Consider the following 17,091-nt stretch of genomic DNA (forward strand, 5'->3'; position numbering starts at 1 on the left):
TTGAGGTCTTTTTTATGTGTATTAATTGGACTAAAGTTTCGCTAACTTAGATAACTTTCGAAAAGCGGTTTTGATGTTTTTTTTCTAAGTATTCATCAAATACCATGGCGACGTTACGGCCAAGCAAGCGACCTCTAGGTAAGACGCGAATACCTGCTGCATCCATATCAATCAGTCTGTCGTCTTGCATAGCGCCCAACTGCTGAATCTCATTAATAAAATAGGTGATGGCATCGATACCAAATTTTTGATTCACATCTTTAAAATCGAGGTAATCATGACACAGTAGGTTCATGATGACATATTCACGCAAGCGGTCTTTGATAGAGGTTTTTATATACTTTACCGCAGGCATGACAGTCGGATTGATTTTCGCCATATCAATCTTGGCTTGATAGTTCTGTAGATCAGTATCGTTTTGCAAAATATAGCGCGTATTGGCATTAGAAATCTGACTGATTGATGAGACACCAAAGCCTAATAAGTCACAGTCACCCATGATGGTGTAACCCTGAAAATTACGATGTAATTTACCTTCACGCTGTGCGACAGCCAATTCGTCATCAGGTTTGGCAAAATGGTCGATACCGATATATTGATAGCCAGCTTCAGTCAATGTATTGACAGTACTGCCGAGCATCGTCAGTTTGGCAGCTGGGCTGGGCAAGTCTTCATCTTTTATCTGACGTTGGGCTTTAAATCGCTCAGGCAAATGCGCATAGTTAAAGACTGACAGGCGGTCTGGTGACATCTCGATGATACGATTTACAGTTTTGTCCAACGTATCAGGCGTTTGATGCGGCAAACCATAAATCAAATCAATATTGATAGAGCGAAAACCAAGCTCACGTGCTTCTGTTAGCACGCTTTCAATAAGCTCTGCTGAATGCACACGATTAACGGCGATTTGTACCGTTTCATCCAAGTCCTGCACACCCAAGCTGATACGGTTGAAACCGAGATTACGCAGTATCTTTAGGGTGTTTTCACTCAGCTCGCGAGGGTCAATTTCGATAGAATAGTCACCTTCATCTTCTGGCAAAAACTCAAACTGAGTTTGTAAAAACTCCCACAACTGCACCATCTCTTCGTCACGCAAAAACGTTGGTGTACCACCGCCCAAATGTAGCTGTTTGACCAATGGTTTGTCGCTGCCTTCTGGCTTAGATAACAGGCGGCGCTTATGCGTAATTTCAGCGATTAAATACTGCAAGTAATCACCAGAATCACTATTTTTTTTGGTAATAATCTTATTACAAGCACAGTAGTAGCAAAGATGGCGACAGAATGGAATATGAAAATATAGCGATAAGGGAGCACGCGCTTCACGATTCTGCAGGATTTTCGTCTCAAGACCGATATTCTCGAAGCTATCTGGTATTGGCGTGAACTCTAGAGCTGTCGGATAAGATGTATAACGTGGCCCTGAGCGATTGTACTTATTGATGATTGCTTCATCAAATGCTGGTAGCTGCTTACTCGTAATACTGCCACGTGTACTTGCATAAGGGTTGTCAGGCTGCATAACAGGGCGCACAGTCGTGGGCGGCTCGTCCGCACGGTTGTAGGGCTGCTGAGTGTTCTGTTCTGAATAGTCTGTCATGCGATATTCCTCGTTTTTACTCTAGATACTGCTGGTTTTTATATGATCAATGATTTCGGATTTGGTGTTTATTTTTCGTTTGTATCAATGATTAATAATAAGATTCGAATACGTCATCGGCAGCAGTATGTATCGCTAAATGTATAGTAGATAGTATAACAAATCCTTGTTAGCAGTGGGGTGGTCGGTGAGTATTCTTAAATATTAAAATAGAGCTATCATTTACACATAAAAAACCTCAGAACGACGCTGAGGTTTTGGTGATTCTCTCTACACCAGCAATAAAATACGACATTTGCGCGTTGATAAATAATACTTTATTATCAATGACACTCTGTATTAGGAAGATACTGATGTCGTTTGCCCAAGTCTATACCCGTTCGGTGGTTGGTCTGCATGCTCCCAAGGTCATCATTGAGGTGCATCTATCGCAAGGACTGCCCGCATTGACCATCGTTGGGCTACCTGAGGCCGCCGTGCGTGAGAGTAAAGACAGGGTACGCTCTGCCATTCTCAATTCAGGTTTCCAGTTTCCTAACCGCCGCCTCACGATCAATTTAGCCCCTGCTGATTTGCCTAAAGATGGCGCGCGTTTAGACTTACCAATTGCTATCGGCATACTGGCAGCAAGCGGACAGCTTGAGCTAGAGGTACTATCAGGATTTGAGTTTATTGGCGAATTAGCGCTCAATGGCCAGTTGCGACAAGTAACTGGTAGTTTGGCAGTCGCACGAGCAATCAAAGCTGAGAAATTGGCAATAGCATTGTCGCAGTTAGCAGCGAGTGACCAAGGGCAAAACAATCCAGATACCTCGCCGCCGACAACACCACAACTGATCGTACCGATTGATAATGGTCGTGAGGCCAGCCGCGTTGATGGCGTAACGATACTAGCTGCTCAGAGTCTAAAAGCGGTTTGCGACCATCTACAGTCGCTCGTTGACCCAAGTGCAAACTATGAGAGTTTAGCAGTGGTACAGCCAAGTCTTGCACAGCAGCATGTTGGCTATCAAGTGGATTTAGCTGATGTCAAAGGACAGCATCATGCTCGCCGCGCGTTAGAGATTGCCGCTGCGGGCGGTCATTCATTGTTATTTACAGGGCCACCAGGGTCAGGTAAGACGCTTATGGCATCACGATTGCCAACGATATTGCCAGACTTGAGTGATGAGGATGCACTAGAGGTTGCCAGTACCTATTCGGTGGCAGACAGCGATTATGACTATGGGACGCGGCCATTTAGACAAGTACACCATACGATATCAGCTGTGGCGTTGGTCGGTGGTGGCTCACGGCCAAAACCAGGTGAGATTACGCTAGCTAATAAAGGCGTGTTATTTCTAGATGAGTTACCGGAGTTTGATCGGAGCGTGCTGGAAGTATTGCGTCAGCCGCTAGAAGCCAAACAAATCACTATTAGCCGCGCTAACTCTCAGATGACCTTTCCGGCGAATTTTCAACTGGTCGCTGCGATGAACCCTTGCCCATGTGGCTATGACGGCGATACATCAGGACGTTGTCGCTGTCGACCTGAGCAGATCAAACGCTATCAAGACAAACTATCTGGACCTCTCTTAGATCGTATTGACTTACATATTACCGTACCTGCATTACCGATTGCTGATTTGCAAAATAGTCAGGTAGGTGAAACCTCTAAGCAAGTACGGGCTCGCGTAGTAATAGCGCATCAGCATCAAATGCAGCGCCAGCAAAAGGTTAATAATGAGCTTAGCCCTAGCGAAATCGATGAATATATCCAGCTAGGCGACAATGAAAAGCAGTTATTGCAACTTGCTCAGCAGCGTCTAAATTTATCAGCGCGTGGCTACCACCGAGTACTACGGGTGGCTCGTACAATCGCTGATTTGGCTAACAGTACTGATATCAACAGCGCCCACGTATCTGAGGCGCTGAGCTATCGTAGTAAAGCGTAATCTATATTTGAGTAAGTTACATTATGATGATTCGATAGATTCTTTATAGACTAAACTCTATCTTTCATAATCCAAGCAACCAAGTCAGCAAAGTGATCAAATGCTTCGGTTGGATTTAATTCGCGAATATCTTGCCCGTAGTTATAGCCATAAGACAGGCCGAGCGTGTCCATATTGGCGTTCTGTCCAGCCAACATATCGTTTCTAGAGTCTCCAATCATAACTGCCTGCTCGACACTAAATTTGAGAGTCTCACAGACGTGTAGTAGGGGCGCTGGGTCTGGTTTTTTGACAGCTAAACTGTCACCGCCCATCACTTCACTAAACAAGTCTTGCCAACCAAACGACTGCAATATCTTTGGTACAAATCGAATGGGCTTGTTGGTGACCAAAGCAAGCGTATAGCCAGCAGCGTGCAGTTTTTTGAGTCCGTCATCGACATCTGGGTAGGCAACGGTTTTACTACCACTAAGATTCTTATAAGCCTCAAAAAATATTTGCTCTGCGTGATCGGCTTCCTCAACCGTTAGCTCACCCTCTGCTACTTCTACCTTGCCAACCAAAGCGCGCTCTACGAGCAGTCGTGAACCATTTCCTATCCAATTGCGTATCGTCTCGATAGGGTAAGTGTCTTTACCCAATGTGGTTAGCATGGCGTTGGTTGCGTCGGCCAAATCGGGTACGCTATCAATGAGTGTGCCATCAAAATCAAAAATTAAAAGCTGCTTATTCATTATTCCTCACTATTGAAAATTGTTATATTTATTATATTGGCCATACCTTAGCATAGTAGTATTTCGAGACCAGTCAATTTATTTACCTGTTGTGCTGAATGTCTTGAGTATTAGCATCTATTCGACATCTTTATAGCGTTCACGATGCTCTTTCTTCATTCTTAGATAGTCTTCGTTCTCACGGCATTCATCCCATTTAACTTTAAAGATCCGTGCGGATTCTGCTTTGACAGGGTCTTCCTCTTGTCGTGGCAACTCTTCGCGGCCATGAGCGCCGCTTTGACCTTTTTTATCATCAGGTACCGCGCCTTTATATTTTTTGCCGCCTTTATGATTGGCATAGCGACGAGCACGGGTATAGCCCATTTGGATAAACTTACGCGCCATATCTGCACCGATGAAGTCATCGTCAGCCAAGTAATCTAAAAACATCTGATAGATAGCTTCACTACTTTCGCGGGCAATATCGGGGGTCGCAAAGCGCCAATGGGGTAAAATCTCAGACTTATAAGGCTCTACCAATAATACACCTTGCTCACCGCGACCGACACGGTACAACTCAGGCTGAGCGCGCAAATCCAAACTCTTATAATCTAAGTCGTAATCAAACTCTCTCATAGCTATGACCTATTATTTTTATCTACTCGTATATGGTTATTGAGTATACTTAGCCAAGCTGTTTAGAAAAAAGCACAAAAATGTTATGCAACCGTGACAGTAGGTATTTAGCATCAAAAGCGTTAAGTAGAAATGGTTATGGTAAAGTCAGCTGTGAGACGTATGAAGGCTACAAATATGATGAATGCAATGCCACAAGAGATACTATGTTGAGAAATAAAATAAGTGTAAATGAGCTGAGCCGTTTGCGATTACCCAAAAATATACTGGTAGCGTGGCTCTTGCTAACGACAAGCATACTAGCCAATACGACTGCCCATAGCGCGTGGTTTGAACGTTTGATTCCGCAAGGTGAGACGTATACGGTACGCGAGATAGATCGCGATTTGGCATTTGTGATAGATGGCTTTATCTATGATGCGCGTACGTCTTGTTTTTTGGCAGTGGGCGACCGAGTGATATTTTTTGAAGGGCGTCACGGTATTGATTACCGCGCAACTATATACGACCTAGATTCGCGTGAGCGCTGTAATTTACTATTACGTGGTCGTTTTTACGAATAGTGGTCGGCTATACGAATAAGAACAATGCATAAATAGAATGAATGTTAACGAATACGATAAAATTTAAACATAAAAAAAGCCCCGAACATTGCTGTTCAGGGCTTTTTAGAATTCTATTAACGAATGGTGGCTCGAGGCAGGATCGAACTGCCGACACACGGATTTTCAATCCGTTGCTCTACCTACTGAGCTATCGAGCCGTCTTCGTTGAGGTCGCTATTAAACTAAATATACGCTCAGCTGTCAAGCTGTTTTTGCATTATATCTGATAAAAGACGATAAATAATCAGATATTGGCAAAATTAACCGTTTTAGCGCTCAGTTTAGTCTTTCACACGCAATAGTTCGTACTCGCTCATGATACGGTGAATATCAGCATCAGCAGGGACAAATTCACGTACACCTTTTCTAACTTCGCAATCATAGACCAGTTTAATAAACTTGGCATCGATAGCACGTTTACGATTCTCTGGATGCACCGTGAGATATTGCAGGCGCTTAGCATTGGTCTGCCCGTCATCAAAGCAGGCGACCGCAGCGATAGGCTTATCATTGAACATCCCGACATAGAGATACTGTCCACGTTTAAACCCTTGCTCAACGATATTTAATACCTCGAGACCGTCAGGCTGCGCATCATCGCTATCGTACAATGCCTGCAAGCGCTCTGCTAGCTCATTGTCGCGAGCAGGTTTTTTGATAAGTGGCGCATCCAAACTATTAATGGCGATCGCTTCTAAAGGCATAGCAGTTCCTATAAATAGAGGGTTTCTATAGTATAAATTAGCAATATGAGACAGCACAATGTCATAGCGTGTAGTGCCGTAAGTAAGGGTCTTCAAAGTCAGCGCGAGTCATGATTGATAATACTGAACACACTATTTTAGCAGAATGACGTGATTTTGTGCGTGGTTTACCGCTTGGTCGTGGCAGTAAATGTTAGGGTTTGCTATGATGAGGCTATATAATATTTAGTATGTATAAACCCTAATATGTTGATATCTTTTGTATATATCATTTTCTAATACATTTTTTGCTAAGGTCTGACACAGACACTAGTAAAATATTTTGGGCAGGTTTTTGCCTTATTTATTGACCGCTTTTCACTGATAAAAAACTGATAGAGAGTAGCCATGACAGCCAATGCAACGACGACTGCTGCCACACCTGAGCAAACTGAGTCAAAAAACGTAAATCTATATGGTCGCCCTGAACGTATCGCGACCGTTGAACGTATCACTGCCGAAACGCAAATCACCTGTACCGTTAATCTAGATGGTACAGGTAAAGGCACGGTAGACACTGGTGTGCCATTTTTGGATCATATGATTGATCAAATCAAGCGTCACGGTTTGTTTGACTTAGACATCAAATGTACCGGTGATACGTTCATTGATGACCATCATAGCGTCGAAGACACTGGTATTACCCTTGGTCAAGCCTTTAACAAAGCATTGGGTGACAAAAAAGGCATTCGTCGTTATGGGCACTTTTATGCGCCGCTAGATGAGTCATTGACCCGTGCTGTCGTCGATCTATCAGGTCGTCCTGGTTTGCATATGGACATTCCATTTACGCGCTCGCACGTCGGCCGTTTTGATGTTGATTTGTTCAGTGAGTTCTTTTACGGGTTCGTCAATCACTCATGGATGACCGTGCACTTAGATAATCTAAAGGGCAAAAATAGCCATCATCAGATCGAATCAACCTTTAAAGCCTTTGCTCGTGCATTACGTATGGCCTGTGAATACGATGAGCGTGCGTTGAACACCTTGCCATCGACCAAAGAGGCTTTCTAAGGCGCATTTAAGGCTCTTCTACGGTGTCAGTCAAGCTTGGCGTACTGGTTGTACAGCCTTCGCTTGACTTCCTTGTAGCAAAACCTTATCTACACCCGCGATAATAGAAAGGGCAATAGCCAACAATATAAATGGCTAACGATATAAATAGTAAAGTAGTCAAAATATTTAAAAATGAGAACCAATCGATGACTAAAGTAGCACTACTAGATTATGGTATGGGCAACCTGCACTCTGCTAGCAAGGCCCTATCGGTAGTCGGGGCAGAAGTCTCTATCACCAATGATCCAAAAGTTGTGGCAGCGGCTGATAAAATCGTCTTCCCTGGTGTGGGTGCGATGCGTGACTGTATCGCTGGCATGCACGAGGCGGGCATTGATGAAGTGATACGTCATGCGGTGTTTAACAAGCCCGTTATGGCCATCTGTGTGGGCATGCAGGCGTTGTTTGAGCAGTCAGCTGAAAATGGTGGCACGGACTGCCTAGGCATCTTAAACGGCACTGTAGAAGCGTTTGACCCTACGTGGAAAGACAAGCAAGGCGCGACTATCAAAGTACCGCATATGGGCTGGAATACCATTAGCGGTATGGATTTTGACCATCCGCTATGGCACGGTATCGAAGACAATGCGCATTTTTACTTTGTGCATAGTTACTACTGTGAACCTGCCGATAGCTCACAAGTGGCGGCGATATGTGACTATGGTCAACCGTTCTGCGCCAGTGTGATCCAAGACAATCTATTTGCCACCCAGTTCCATCCAGAAAAGAGCCATACCGCTGGCTTGCAACTGCTCAAGAACTTTGTAGAGTGGAATGTGTAAGTAGTTGATAAACGTGAAGTGAATATTTAATTTAGTAGAAGGTAGATTATCAATTGTATAATCTGCCTTTTTTATGCTCAGCTATCACTTTGTAGCTGCCATTCTTTAGCTATTATAGTTTAGCCATCATGGTTTAGTGATACGCTTAGTTATTTTCTACTCGCTTATATTTGGAATATCTCAGTGGATTTTACTGCCTTTAAAATGAATGTTGTGGAAACAACTGGCCTTGCCAAAGATGCCTTACATATCTATGTCGGTGTCGGTGTTTATCTGCTGTGTCTGGTTGCGCTGCGTCCTATTATCAAAAGCCAAGGTATTCGATCATTTATCGCTCTGATCGTCGTAACTTGCATCGCGCTGTTGGGTGAGTATTTAGACAATCGAGATACGATTGAATCACTTGGCTTGACAGGCTTAAGCCGTGATCAGATACTCGCGAGTATCCGCGATTTGATTAATACTTGTATGCTGCCGTATGTGCTCTTTGCGCTGAATAAGTGGACGACTATATTTCGACCAACCAATAAATCGACTTCACTGACCAAGCGTCATAAAAAAACGGACTATTAATTAGTCCGTTTTTTGTTGTACATCAAAAAATATTTAGTTTATTGCTTGAGGAGAGGAACAAAGCTAATACCACAGCAATTATCGGCAACACCAAAAATTTACTCCATCCAAACGGCAAAGCATAAGCCAGTTTCGGGTAAAAAGGGCAGACATAGACAGCTATTCTGTCTTCTGGAGTTATCGAATTCGCTACTGCCTTTCTAACTCCGTTTTCACCAAAACTACGCACCCCTCCAAAAGCATTCAGTAATGTGCTGGTATAAATGACACCTTCGAACTCATATTGATACTTAATAAAAAGCTCATGCACATCATCCAGATAAGAGAATTTGGCAGAAGTAATCACTATTCTTTTGCTTAAAACCTTTGAATCTACTTTTGGAAAACATAAAAATATAAAGTCAGTTATGATTGCTATTAGGATCCACACCAAAAAAATAGCTGAAAATATAAATATGCCATAGAGTAAAAATATTGGGTACATAGCCATCAGACTCTAGGTTATATGTTAGCTATTAGCCTCATCATAAAGCTCACGTACGACTTCACCAATGGCTTTGATACCATCAGTCAGTGTCTGCTCGTCAGCGGCGATACTCATGCGGATACACTCGTGTGCATGTTGATAATCGCTAACATCGACACCAGGGAAGAAGTACTCACTTGGCACAATAAGCGTACCTTTCTCTTTTAGGCGCTCGTATAGATCCAGCGTGCTAATCGGCAAGTCTTTAAACCATAACCATAAGAATATCGCGCCTTCAGGCTTATGAATGACCAACGGATAATCGCCCAAGGCTTCTTTTAATAGCTTCACCGCGAGGGTCGCCTGCTTTTGATAAAACGGCTTGATGTCGTTATCAGATAATTGCTTAATACGATCGTTTTCTACCAATGGCGTGGCAATCGCTGCACCAAAGCGTGTCGGAGCTAGGTTCACCACCGCATTCATCGCACTGACCGCTTCGATTACTTTGGCATCGGCCACGATAATACCAGTACGCATACCAGGCAAACCAATCTTCGACAGGCTAAAGCACAGAATCGTATTGTTATCCCAATTCAGGTGCGCGTCAGAGTAGATGATATTGGGGAAGGGCATACCGTAGGCATTATCGATGATAAGCGGTATGTCATAACGTTTGGCAATCTCGGCCAAATGCGCCATTTCTTCATCAGTCAGCACGTTGCCAGTCGGATTGGTCGGGCGTGAGCAGCAAATCGCGCCGATACGACCTTCTTTTAGTGCTGGCAAGTTCTCTAACGCGTCAAAATCGACACAATATTTAAAGAAGCCTTCCTCGCCATCATGCGTCACTTCATCGATATGTGGCAATACAGCGGTGAAATGCTGACCTTCTACATGCACATCGCTATAGCCAATATATTCAGGGGTCAATGGCAGTAGAATGGACTTGTCGATAGACTCGCTATTCTCATCAGCGAACGCACCGCCAAACAGATTAAACAGATAGAAAAACGCATTCTGTGAGCCATTGGTCAAGGCGATGTTTTCTGAAGTGAGGTTCCAATCATAATGACGGTTAAAGAAGCCAACCAACGCATCAATAAAGGCGGCATCCCCTTGCGGATTAGAGTAGTTCGCCATGCTGATAATCGCGCTACTATTGGCCTCACCCGTATCGTTATCTGTGCCTAGTGCCTTATACGTCTCCAAGAACAACTCATTGACAGCATCAATTTTGGCAGGGTTACCACCGCCCAGCATGTTGACTGGCTGATCGCTTTTTAGCGCGTCGCCCAGATCATCCATCAATTGTGAAATGCCAGTGGGCTGGGTAAATTTTTGACCGAACTTTGAGAATTTCATAAGGCTACCATGCTGTTTGGGAGGGTGTTATAAGTGGGTATTTAACCGATAAAGTTGGGCTAGTATAGCAAATGAGGGCTATAAAATAAGCAAAGTGCGGGGTAGATATTAACTTATATGTCTATACAGGTTGTGAAGTAAAAAAACCTTCTAGGTGAATAGAAGGCGTTTTGGTTTAAAGTTTTAGTGAAAACCTACTTTGCCCTCATGTAAGAGCTATCTATAGTTTTCTGATTAGCAAGGTGTTGTAAATGATACAATCTAATAAGCTATCGCTTCAATTAGAACTAGAGCGCTTACCAACGCGGCTATTGCTAGCTAAGTAAAGACTTAATAGTTATACATTTAAACTACTCTAAAAATGTTTGAGAAGAGTTCCATCTTTTAACCCTAAAACCATGAATTTTGATTGACAATTCCATGTTTTTGTACAAAAATAGTCCAAAATTATGGACAGTAAATGGTATACAAGAATGAATACAATATTTGGAAGTTTTGTTAAGAAAAAGAGAGAAGGTTTAGGGCTTCCTTTAAGACAGGTAGCAACTGAATTAAATCTAAATACTTCAATGTTAAGTAAGATTGAAAAAGAAGAAAGAGGTTTATCATCTGACCTAATACCGAAACTCGCTGAAGTGTTAGATACAAATCATAAAGAATTACTTGATTACTATATCTCCTCTAAAATATTGCAAGAATTACAAGACTATCCACACTATGAAGATGTACTTAAGTTAGTTCGTAGTCATCTAAACTCTAAAGATACAATACAGCAAACGCTTAATTTCCAAGATAAATGGACTGACAAAGCCTTTGTTCACCCTAAAAGGACAATCCGTGTAGCCACTCTTTTTTCAGGAATTGGGGCAATTGAGTATGCATTTAAAAGGCTTGGTCTAAATACAGAAATTGTATTTGCTAGTGATAATGATAGATTCGTAAAGCAAAGTTATTTAGCAAATTATGACATTAATGAAGAACAGTGGTATGACGATGTACATGATGTGAACGGAGAAAAGTATCAAGAAAAAATAGATATCCTCGTTGGTGGTAGTCCTTGTCAGTCATTCTCTATGGTCGGAAAACGAAAGGGTCTAGAGGACACGAGAGGTACTTTATTTTATGAGTTTGCACGTGTTGTCAAAGAGTCAAAACCTAAGGTTTTCATTTATGAGAATGTTAAAGGTTTGATTAGCCATGATAAAGGTAATACATTTGAAACTATGAAAGCAACTTTTGATGAGTTAGGCTATAAATATTATTATCAAGTATTAAATGCTAAGGATTATGGTATGCCTCAGCATCGGGAAAGAATATTTGTTATAGGATTTAAAGACAAAACAGTTGATTTTTGTTTTCCTGAACCTATTCAACTAGAATATAAGATGCAAGACTTTCTTGAAGACTATACGGATAGTAAGTATTATTTGAAAGAAAAAGGAGTGAAGTTCGTTACTAGTTCTAAAAATAGGCAGAAAAGGTATACTCAAATTAACGGTGATATCGCACTGTGTCAAAAAGCTAATCAACAGTTTAATTGGCATGGTGACTTTGTTTTTGAGAATCAAGATAAGCAACAGTACGATGAATTCGTTTTTGACGTAAATGATGTTGAAGAGAAATACTATCTTTCCGATAAAGTAAAAAAATATGTTCTATCAGAAGGAACTAAAAACTTTAAATCGAAGGTTAAGACTGATTTGGAGGTGGCAAGACCTTTGTTACAGTCTATGCATAAAATGCATAGAGCAGGTGTTGATAACTACGTGACTCATAATAAAGGTAGAATTAGAAAATTGACGCCTAAAGAGTGTTTAAGGCTTATGGGTTACAGAGATGATTTTGAACAAGTGGTTAGTGATACTCAGATGTATCGTCAGGCAGGCAACAGTATTGTGGTTGATGTACTCATTGCTTTATTGAAAGAAATGGACATAACAAAATTTACGGAACCATCTCATGGCTAATTTACAAGAAATAAAAATTTCAAATACGGTATACAAAATTATCGATGCTATGCAGAATTTTCGAGCAGAAGATAGCTTTATTGATAAAAAGAACAAACTATCTAGATTTCAAGGTAATGGAGAGGCTAAAAAGCATGTAGGTACTTATAATGGTGAAAACAAGCTAAGGATATCTAATTTTTTTAATTACGATAAATGGGGTCTTGAATATAGTGATCCAAAAAACAACCGTAAAACGTTCGACTCTGCAAAAGCACACGACGGTGTAATTAGTGAAAACAGATGTTTTTTTAGTAAAGAGAATATGAGAAGATATTTAGAGGATGCTAAAACAGAGTATTTTGCGCAAGAGCAGCACTATCATAATGATATTAGTGAATATTACAATGAGAGGGTAGAAAAAGTCGAAGGCCTTGAGAATGAAAAAATTTTCTTTAGCATATACGACGCATCTGATAGCCTATCTCAAAAACAAAACAGAGGGTATATCCGATCTGATGATCTAATATGGAAATTATGGAGGGAGTTGATATTACCAAGTATCAGTTATTTGTCCATACTCAAGTTAGTACCGAAAGATAATCCAAACTCAGAACCTTTATTTTATTTTAGAATCCTTTTGGATTATCAGTTTAGAAACTTCCAACATCCCAAAATGGTATCTGAAGAAATTTCTAAAGACCTAATTGTTGAAAATTTGGAAGAGCAGAGTGCAAAAAAATCTATTTATAGAATCGGTGCAGATAAATACAGAAGAGCTGTTATTAACCATATGCCTCAATGTCCTTTTACAAAGATTACAGATGAAAGATTACTTATTGCAAGTCACATTAAGCCCTATATAGTATGCATGCGAAATAATGAAAGAGAACAAGCGATAGACCACCTAAACGGATTAGCGTTATCGCCCACTTACGATAAACTGTTTGATCAAGGGTATATAACCTTTACTGATACTGGAGAATTAGTTTGTGGGACTCAATTAAGTCCCTATACTTGGGAGCAGTTAAACATAAATCCAAACGCTAAGAATAAACTTAGAATTTATCCTGAAGACAGAGAATCTTATCTAGAGTACCATAGACAAAATGTGTTCCAAGACAATATTGCGGACTTACTCTAAATATACGATCAGTCATTCTATGGATGAGATACACATTATTGCAAAACCAACGTTGCTTAGCCTGATAAATGATAGCGAATTAAAAAAACCCCTATTAAGGGGTTTTTCTATATGAAGCCAAAATCCAATACGTCTAAATCATCGCCCTTACCCTAGCCATAATCCCGCGTCCAATCACCAATCTCACATAAATAATGGCAATGGCAAACAGCAATACGATTAATGCCACACCGCCAATCGCCAAGCTCGTCCACGGCACACTAAACTTTAGATTAAACCATTGCGTGATAGCTGCCCATGCGCCAACGCTAGCGATGACGACGGCAAAGGTCGCCGCGCTAATACCAAGCACACCCAGCTCTAAGATATTGAGCATATACAAGTCACGCTTTTGCATACCGAGCAGTCTAAACGACGCGCTGTCCTTCATGCGATCTTGCGAAGTAGACAGTAGCGAGCTGATCAGCACCATGACCCCAGTGAGCAGGGCAAGCAAGGTAAACACATAGACCAAGCGGCTCATTTGTACCACCAGTTCTTGGATTTGCTTCGCAATAGCAGTCCCATCAATCGTAGTGACAGCAGGGAACTCGCGCACCAGTTTGCCTTGTAGTTCTGGAATGGCATCTTCTGATACGTGCGCAGTAGCAAACTGAATCTGCGGGGCAGCGGACAGGACAGACGGCTCAAATAAGAAGTAAAAATACGGACTTGGGCCACGCTCATAGCGCGTGCGAATACTGGTGATCTGCCCGACGATTTCGATACCTTGAATGTTAAAACGTACCTGATCGCCCATGCCAACATTGAGCATACTGGCGGCAGTGTCCAATATAGATAAGGGTTTGACTTGCTGATCGGCATTATCGATAGGCGTATACAGCGCATCGTCTGTGAGAGATTCAGTGATGTACTCGGTATCCATCACCGTATCTGCGTAGCTTAAGTTAAACACTCGCGTGGGATCATCAAAGCCATCAGCAGGCTCGATATCTTTTGCCGCCACATCATTTGCCGTCTCTACACGCGCACGAATGACGGGATAATAAGTGACAGGCGCCTCAATGATCGCATCAATATCGTCATGCTGATCGCTCTGCACATCAAGTAAAAAAAGATTGGGCGCGTCTTCAGGATAGGCGTTGATAAACTGCGCATTGATACTGTGATTGAGTGTGGTGATAAGCGTCAGCACCGCCACCGATAGTGATAAGGTGACAAAGAATAACGCTGATTGGTTGCCTTTACGCGCCAGATTATGAATGGCGATACGCTGCATCCAACTGACCTTGGTATTACTTGCCAACTTGTTAAGCAGCCAGAGCCACCCACGTGCCAATAGCCAAAATATCGCCACAAAGCCAATCAAGCCGCCCAATAACTGTGCGCCTAATGACAGCGAACCCACTTCATAAGCAAAGAAAGCATACAGCCCTGCCAGCACCAAGCCATACCACAGTAGCGGCACGCGTCGATACCAAGGCAAGTTTTGTGTTTGCGTACTCGCCCCTTGATTGAGTAGGGTAGCGGGTTTGGTTGTGCTAAGCGCGCTCAAACCACGCTGTGCAATCAGTAACGTCAAGGCTAAAGCAATCACAATGGTTTTAATCGCACTGATTGGATTGATGGCTAGACCCACATCGGCAGGCAAGATAGCCACCAGATACGGCTGACCTATTTTGAGCAAGCCCAGACTAAGGGCAACCGCTGCGATACAAGCAATGACAGTCGTGACAATAAGCAATTGATAGTAGCTACGTTTGAGTGAGCTAAGTGGCTCGCCTAACGCCAATCGAATGGCGTTATTTGACTGCTGCTTGCTGACAAACGCACTAATGACACCGTACATGGCGACAGCAGATAGTAGCAACACCGCGATGACTAGCAGTTTTAAAAACATTAGCACATTATCAGAGATACGCGAGACAGAAGTGTCTGCGGACTCTGCATCAGAGAGCTCGATATCAGGATAATTGGTCAGGATATCTGTGAGCTTGTCACGCTGCGTGGTTATCAGCTCTGGGTCGCCTGCCATCTCAATACGATAGTTTATGCGGCTACGTTGACCCAATAGGTTGGTTGACGGAAGTGCATCTTGTTTCATCAACACACGTCCACCGAAACCAAAGGTGGTCAGCGGACGGTCAGGCTCTTTAGTCAGTACATCACTGATCGTAAATTGCGCATCGCCAATGGTGATACGGTCGCCGACATCGGCCTGTAGACTACTGAGCACTTCTGGCGCGACGATCACACTGTCAGATGTTAGCTGATCCCACAGCGGCTGCCCTGAGGCAAGCTCCGCTGTGCCGTATAAGGGATACGACGGAGAGACGGCTTTGACGCTGGCAAGCAGTGTTTGCTCATCATTGACCAGCATGGCGCTAAATTGATAGTCATACACCGTCTGTGTATTAGGGATAGTTTCTACCTGTGATAATACTTCGCTTGGCCAGTCTTGCTTACTGTTTAGGATTAGATCCCCACCAACGAGCGCGCGCTGATTGTCATTGATATAGCTATCGACAGACTGCTGCACAGAGTCGAGGGTCAGGTAGGTTGCAAGCGACAAGGTCAAGGTCAGTAGAAACAACACAGGATATACCCAGCGCTGCCACCAGCTACGACTGAGTGCTTGCGAGCCTAGGGTTTGAAAACCTAGGGTACGAGTAAATAGTTGACTAAGGATGCCGCTAGGATAACTGGACTCTTGATGCATACTGGTATCAGTCTTTTTTGTATCAGGCGGTTTATTGTCTGTGGGCTTACTATTCATTAAGATACAATCCAGTTATTCATGTAGGTACAATGTGGCCGTCATGCATGGTGATGACGCGATCTGCCATCTCGGCAAGTGCAGGATCATGAGTCACAACCACCAGTGCCGAGCCAACTTGTTGGCGTAAGTCCAATAGCAGCTGCATCACTTGATCGGCATTTTGCTCATCTAAGTTACCCGTTGGCTCATCCGCAAACACAATCTTTGGGTGCGATACTAGCGCACGTGCTACTGCTGTACGCTGCTGCTCACCACCTGACAGCTGATTGGGTAAGCTGTTACGTCTATGACCTAAGTCGACTGCATCTATCAGCTCGTCTACCCGTGCTGGGTTTGGACGTCTGGCAATATCAAGTGGAAAGGCTATATTTTCAGTGACCGTCAGTGTGGGCAGTAGATGAAATGACTGAAAGACAAAGCCCATATCCTGCTGACGAATGACGGCTAGCGCATCCTCGTCAAGACTGCTAAGCATTTGACCTGCCAGCGACACCGTACCACTATCGGGATAGTCTAATGCTGCGAGTAAACCTAACAAAGTAGATTTACCCGAGCCTGATTTACCCATGATGACCACAAACTCGCCAGCATTAACGTAGATATCCACGTCTTTAATGATGGACAGTTTTTGCTCACCGACTTGCACGGTTTTATTTAACTGTGAGGCGGTCAGTAGTGCTTGTGTCTTAGCGTCTGCTTGTGGCGTTGCTGTGGCAGTCAAAGATGATGATGTCATTACAGTA

Annotated in this window: 15 protein-coding genes and 1 tRNA gene; 7 read left to right on the top strand and 9 right to left on the bottom strand. The window is 42.9% G+C overall.

Translation table 11 applies throughout. From position 1 onward, the window contains the following. Positions 1-46: 46 nt before the first annotated feature. Positions 47-1,525, bottom strand: a complete 1,479-nt coding sequence (gene hemN, locus V6252_RS08430; protein WP_425355871.1) for an oxygen-independent coproporphyrinogen III oxidase — start codon at positions 1,523-1,525, stop codon at positions 47-49. A 431-nt stretch (positions 1,526-1,956) separates the two neighbouring features. Here hemN and V6252_RS08435 point away from each other — a divergent pair, with 431 nt between their 5' ends. Then, a complete protein-coding gene (locus tag V6252_RS08435; protein ID WP_341610069.1) occupies positions 1,957-3,537 on the top strand; it encodes a YifB family Mg chelatase-like AAA ATPase in 1,581 nt (526 codons plus the stop codon). A 50-nt stretch (positions 3,538-3,587) separates the two neighbouring features. On the opposite strand, the gene V6252_RS08440 is transcribed toward V6252_RS08435, so the two are convergent. Beyond that, positions 3,588-4,271: a phosphoglycolate phosphatase gene (locus V6252_RS08440; RefSeq protein ID WP_341610070.1), complete on the bottom strand. Its 684-nt coding sequence runs from the start codon at positions 4,269-4,271 to the stop codon at positions 3,588-3,590. A 117-nt stretch (positions 4,272-4,388) separates the two neighbouring features. Continuing rightward, positions 4,389-4,889 carry a DUF4385 domain-containing protein gene (locus V6252_RS08445; RefSeq protein WP_341610071.1) on the bottom strand — a complete coding sequence of 167 codons (501 nt, stop codon included), beginning with the start codon at positions 4,887-4,889 and terminating at the stop codon, positions 4,389-4,391. Between the two features lie 206 nt (positions 4,890-5,095). Between V6252_RS08445 and V6252_RS08450 the strand changes: the two genes are divergently transcribed. Next, complete coding sequence (locus tag V6252_RS08450; RefSeq protein WP_145990080.1) at positions 5,096-5,452, top strand: hypothetical protein; 357 nt, start codon at positions 5,096-5,098, stop codon at positions 5,450-5,452. Positions 5,453-5,576: 124 nt separating this feature from the next. On the opposite strand, the gene V6252_RS08455 is transcribed toward V6252_RS08450, so the two are convergent. Both V6252_RS08455 and V6252_RS08460 read right to left on the bottom strand, forming a co-directional pair. Further along, positions 5,577-5,652: transfer RNA gene (locus V6252_RS08455), tRNA-Phe, on the bottom strand. A gap of 123 nt (positions 5,653-5,775) precedes the next feature. Next, on the bottom strand, positions 5,776-6,198 hold the full coding sequence (locus V6252_RS08460) for a hypothetical protein (RefSeq protein ID WP_102091078.1): 423 nt from the start codon (positions 6,196-6,198) through the stop codon (positions 5,776-5,778). Between the two features lie 387 nt (positions 6,199-6,585). On the opposite strand from V6252_RS08460, the gene hisB reads away from it, so the two are divergent. The 3 genes from hisB to V6252_RS08475 all read left to right on the top strand — a co-directional run bounded on the left by hisB (position 6,586) and on the right by V6252_RS08475 (position 8,648). Next, positions 6,586-7,251 carry an imidazoleglycerol-phosphate dehydratase HisB gene (hisB, locus tag V6252_RS08465; protein WP_220455963.1) on the top strand — a complete coding sequence of 222 codons (666 nt, stop codon included), beginning with the start codon at positions 6,586-6,588 and terminating at the stop codon, positions 7,249-7,251. Positions 7,252-7,439: 188 nt separating this feature from the next. Then, a complete protein-coding gene (gene hisH / locus V6252_RS08470) occupies positions 7,440-8,075 on the top strand; it encodes an imidazole glycerol phosphate synthase subunit HisH (RefSeq protein ID WP_341610072.1) in 636 nt (211 codons plus the stop codon). Between the two features lie 204 nt (positions 8,076-8,279). Further along, positions 8,280-8,648: a hypothetical protein gene (locus V6252_RS08475; RefSeq protein WP_218870062.1), complete on the top strand. Its 369-nt coding sequence runs from the start codon at positions 8,280-8,282 to the stop codon at positions 8,646-8,648. Between the two features lie 22 nt (positions 8,649-8,670). Here V6252_RS08475 and V6252_RS08480 read toward each other — a convergent pair whose 3' ends face one another. Then, on the bottom strand, positions 8,671-9,138 hold the full coding sequence (locus V6252_RS08480) for a hypothetical protein (RefSeq protein WP_341610073.1): 468 nt from the start codon (positions 9,136-9,138) through the stop codon (positions 8,671-8,673). A gap of 18 nt (positions 9,139-9,156) precedes the next feature. Further along, entirely contained in the window at positions 9,157-10,479 is a 1,323-nt protein-coding gene (locus V6252_RS08485) for a valine--pyruvate transaminase (RefSeq protein WP_341610074.1), read from the bottom strand. 473 nt (positions 10,480-10,952) lie between these two features. On the opposite strand from V6252_RS08485, the gene dcm reads away from it, so the two are divergent. Together dcm and V6252_RS08495 are read left to right on the top strand one after the other, a co-directional pair. Beyond that, positions 10,953-12,446: a DNA (cytosine-5-)-methyltransferase gene (dcm, locus tag V6252_RS08490; RefSeq protein WP_341610075.1), complete on the top strand. Its 1,494-nt coding sequence runs from the start codon at positions 10,953-10,955 to the stop codon at positions 12,444-12,446. Continuing rightward, complete coding sequence (locus V6252_RS08495) at positions 12,439-13,569, top strand: HNH endonuclease (protein WP_341610076.1); 1,131 nt, start codon at positions 12,439-12,441, stop codon at positions 13,567-13,569. The genes dcm and V6252_RS08495 overlap by 8 nt, the downstream gene beginning before the upstream one ends. A 133-nt stretch (positions 13,570-13,702) precedes the next feature. On the opposite strand, the gene V6252_RS08500 is transcribed toward V6252_RS08495, so the two are convergent. After that, entirely contained in the window at positions 13,703-16,345 is a 2,643-nt protein-coding gene (locus tag V6252_RS08500) for an ABC transporter permease (protein ID WP_341610077.1), read from the bottom strand. A 19-nt stretch (positions 16,346-16,364) separates the two neighbouring features. Next, a complete protein-coding gene (locus V6252_RS08505; RefSeq protein ID WP_341610078.1) occupies positions 16,365-17,084 on the bottom strand; it encodes an ABC transporter ATP-binding protein in 720 nt (239 codons plus the stop codon). Positions 17,085-17,091: the final 7 nt, after the last annotated feature.

Source organism: Psychrobacter proteolyticus, assembly GCF_038155145.1.
Taxonomy (GTDB): Bacteria; Pseudomonadota; Gammaproteobacteria; order Pseudomonadales; family Moraxellaceae; genus Psychrobacter; species Psychrobacter proteolyticus_B.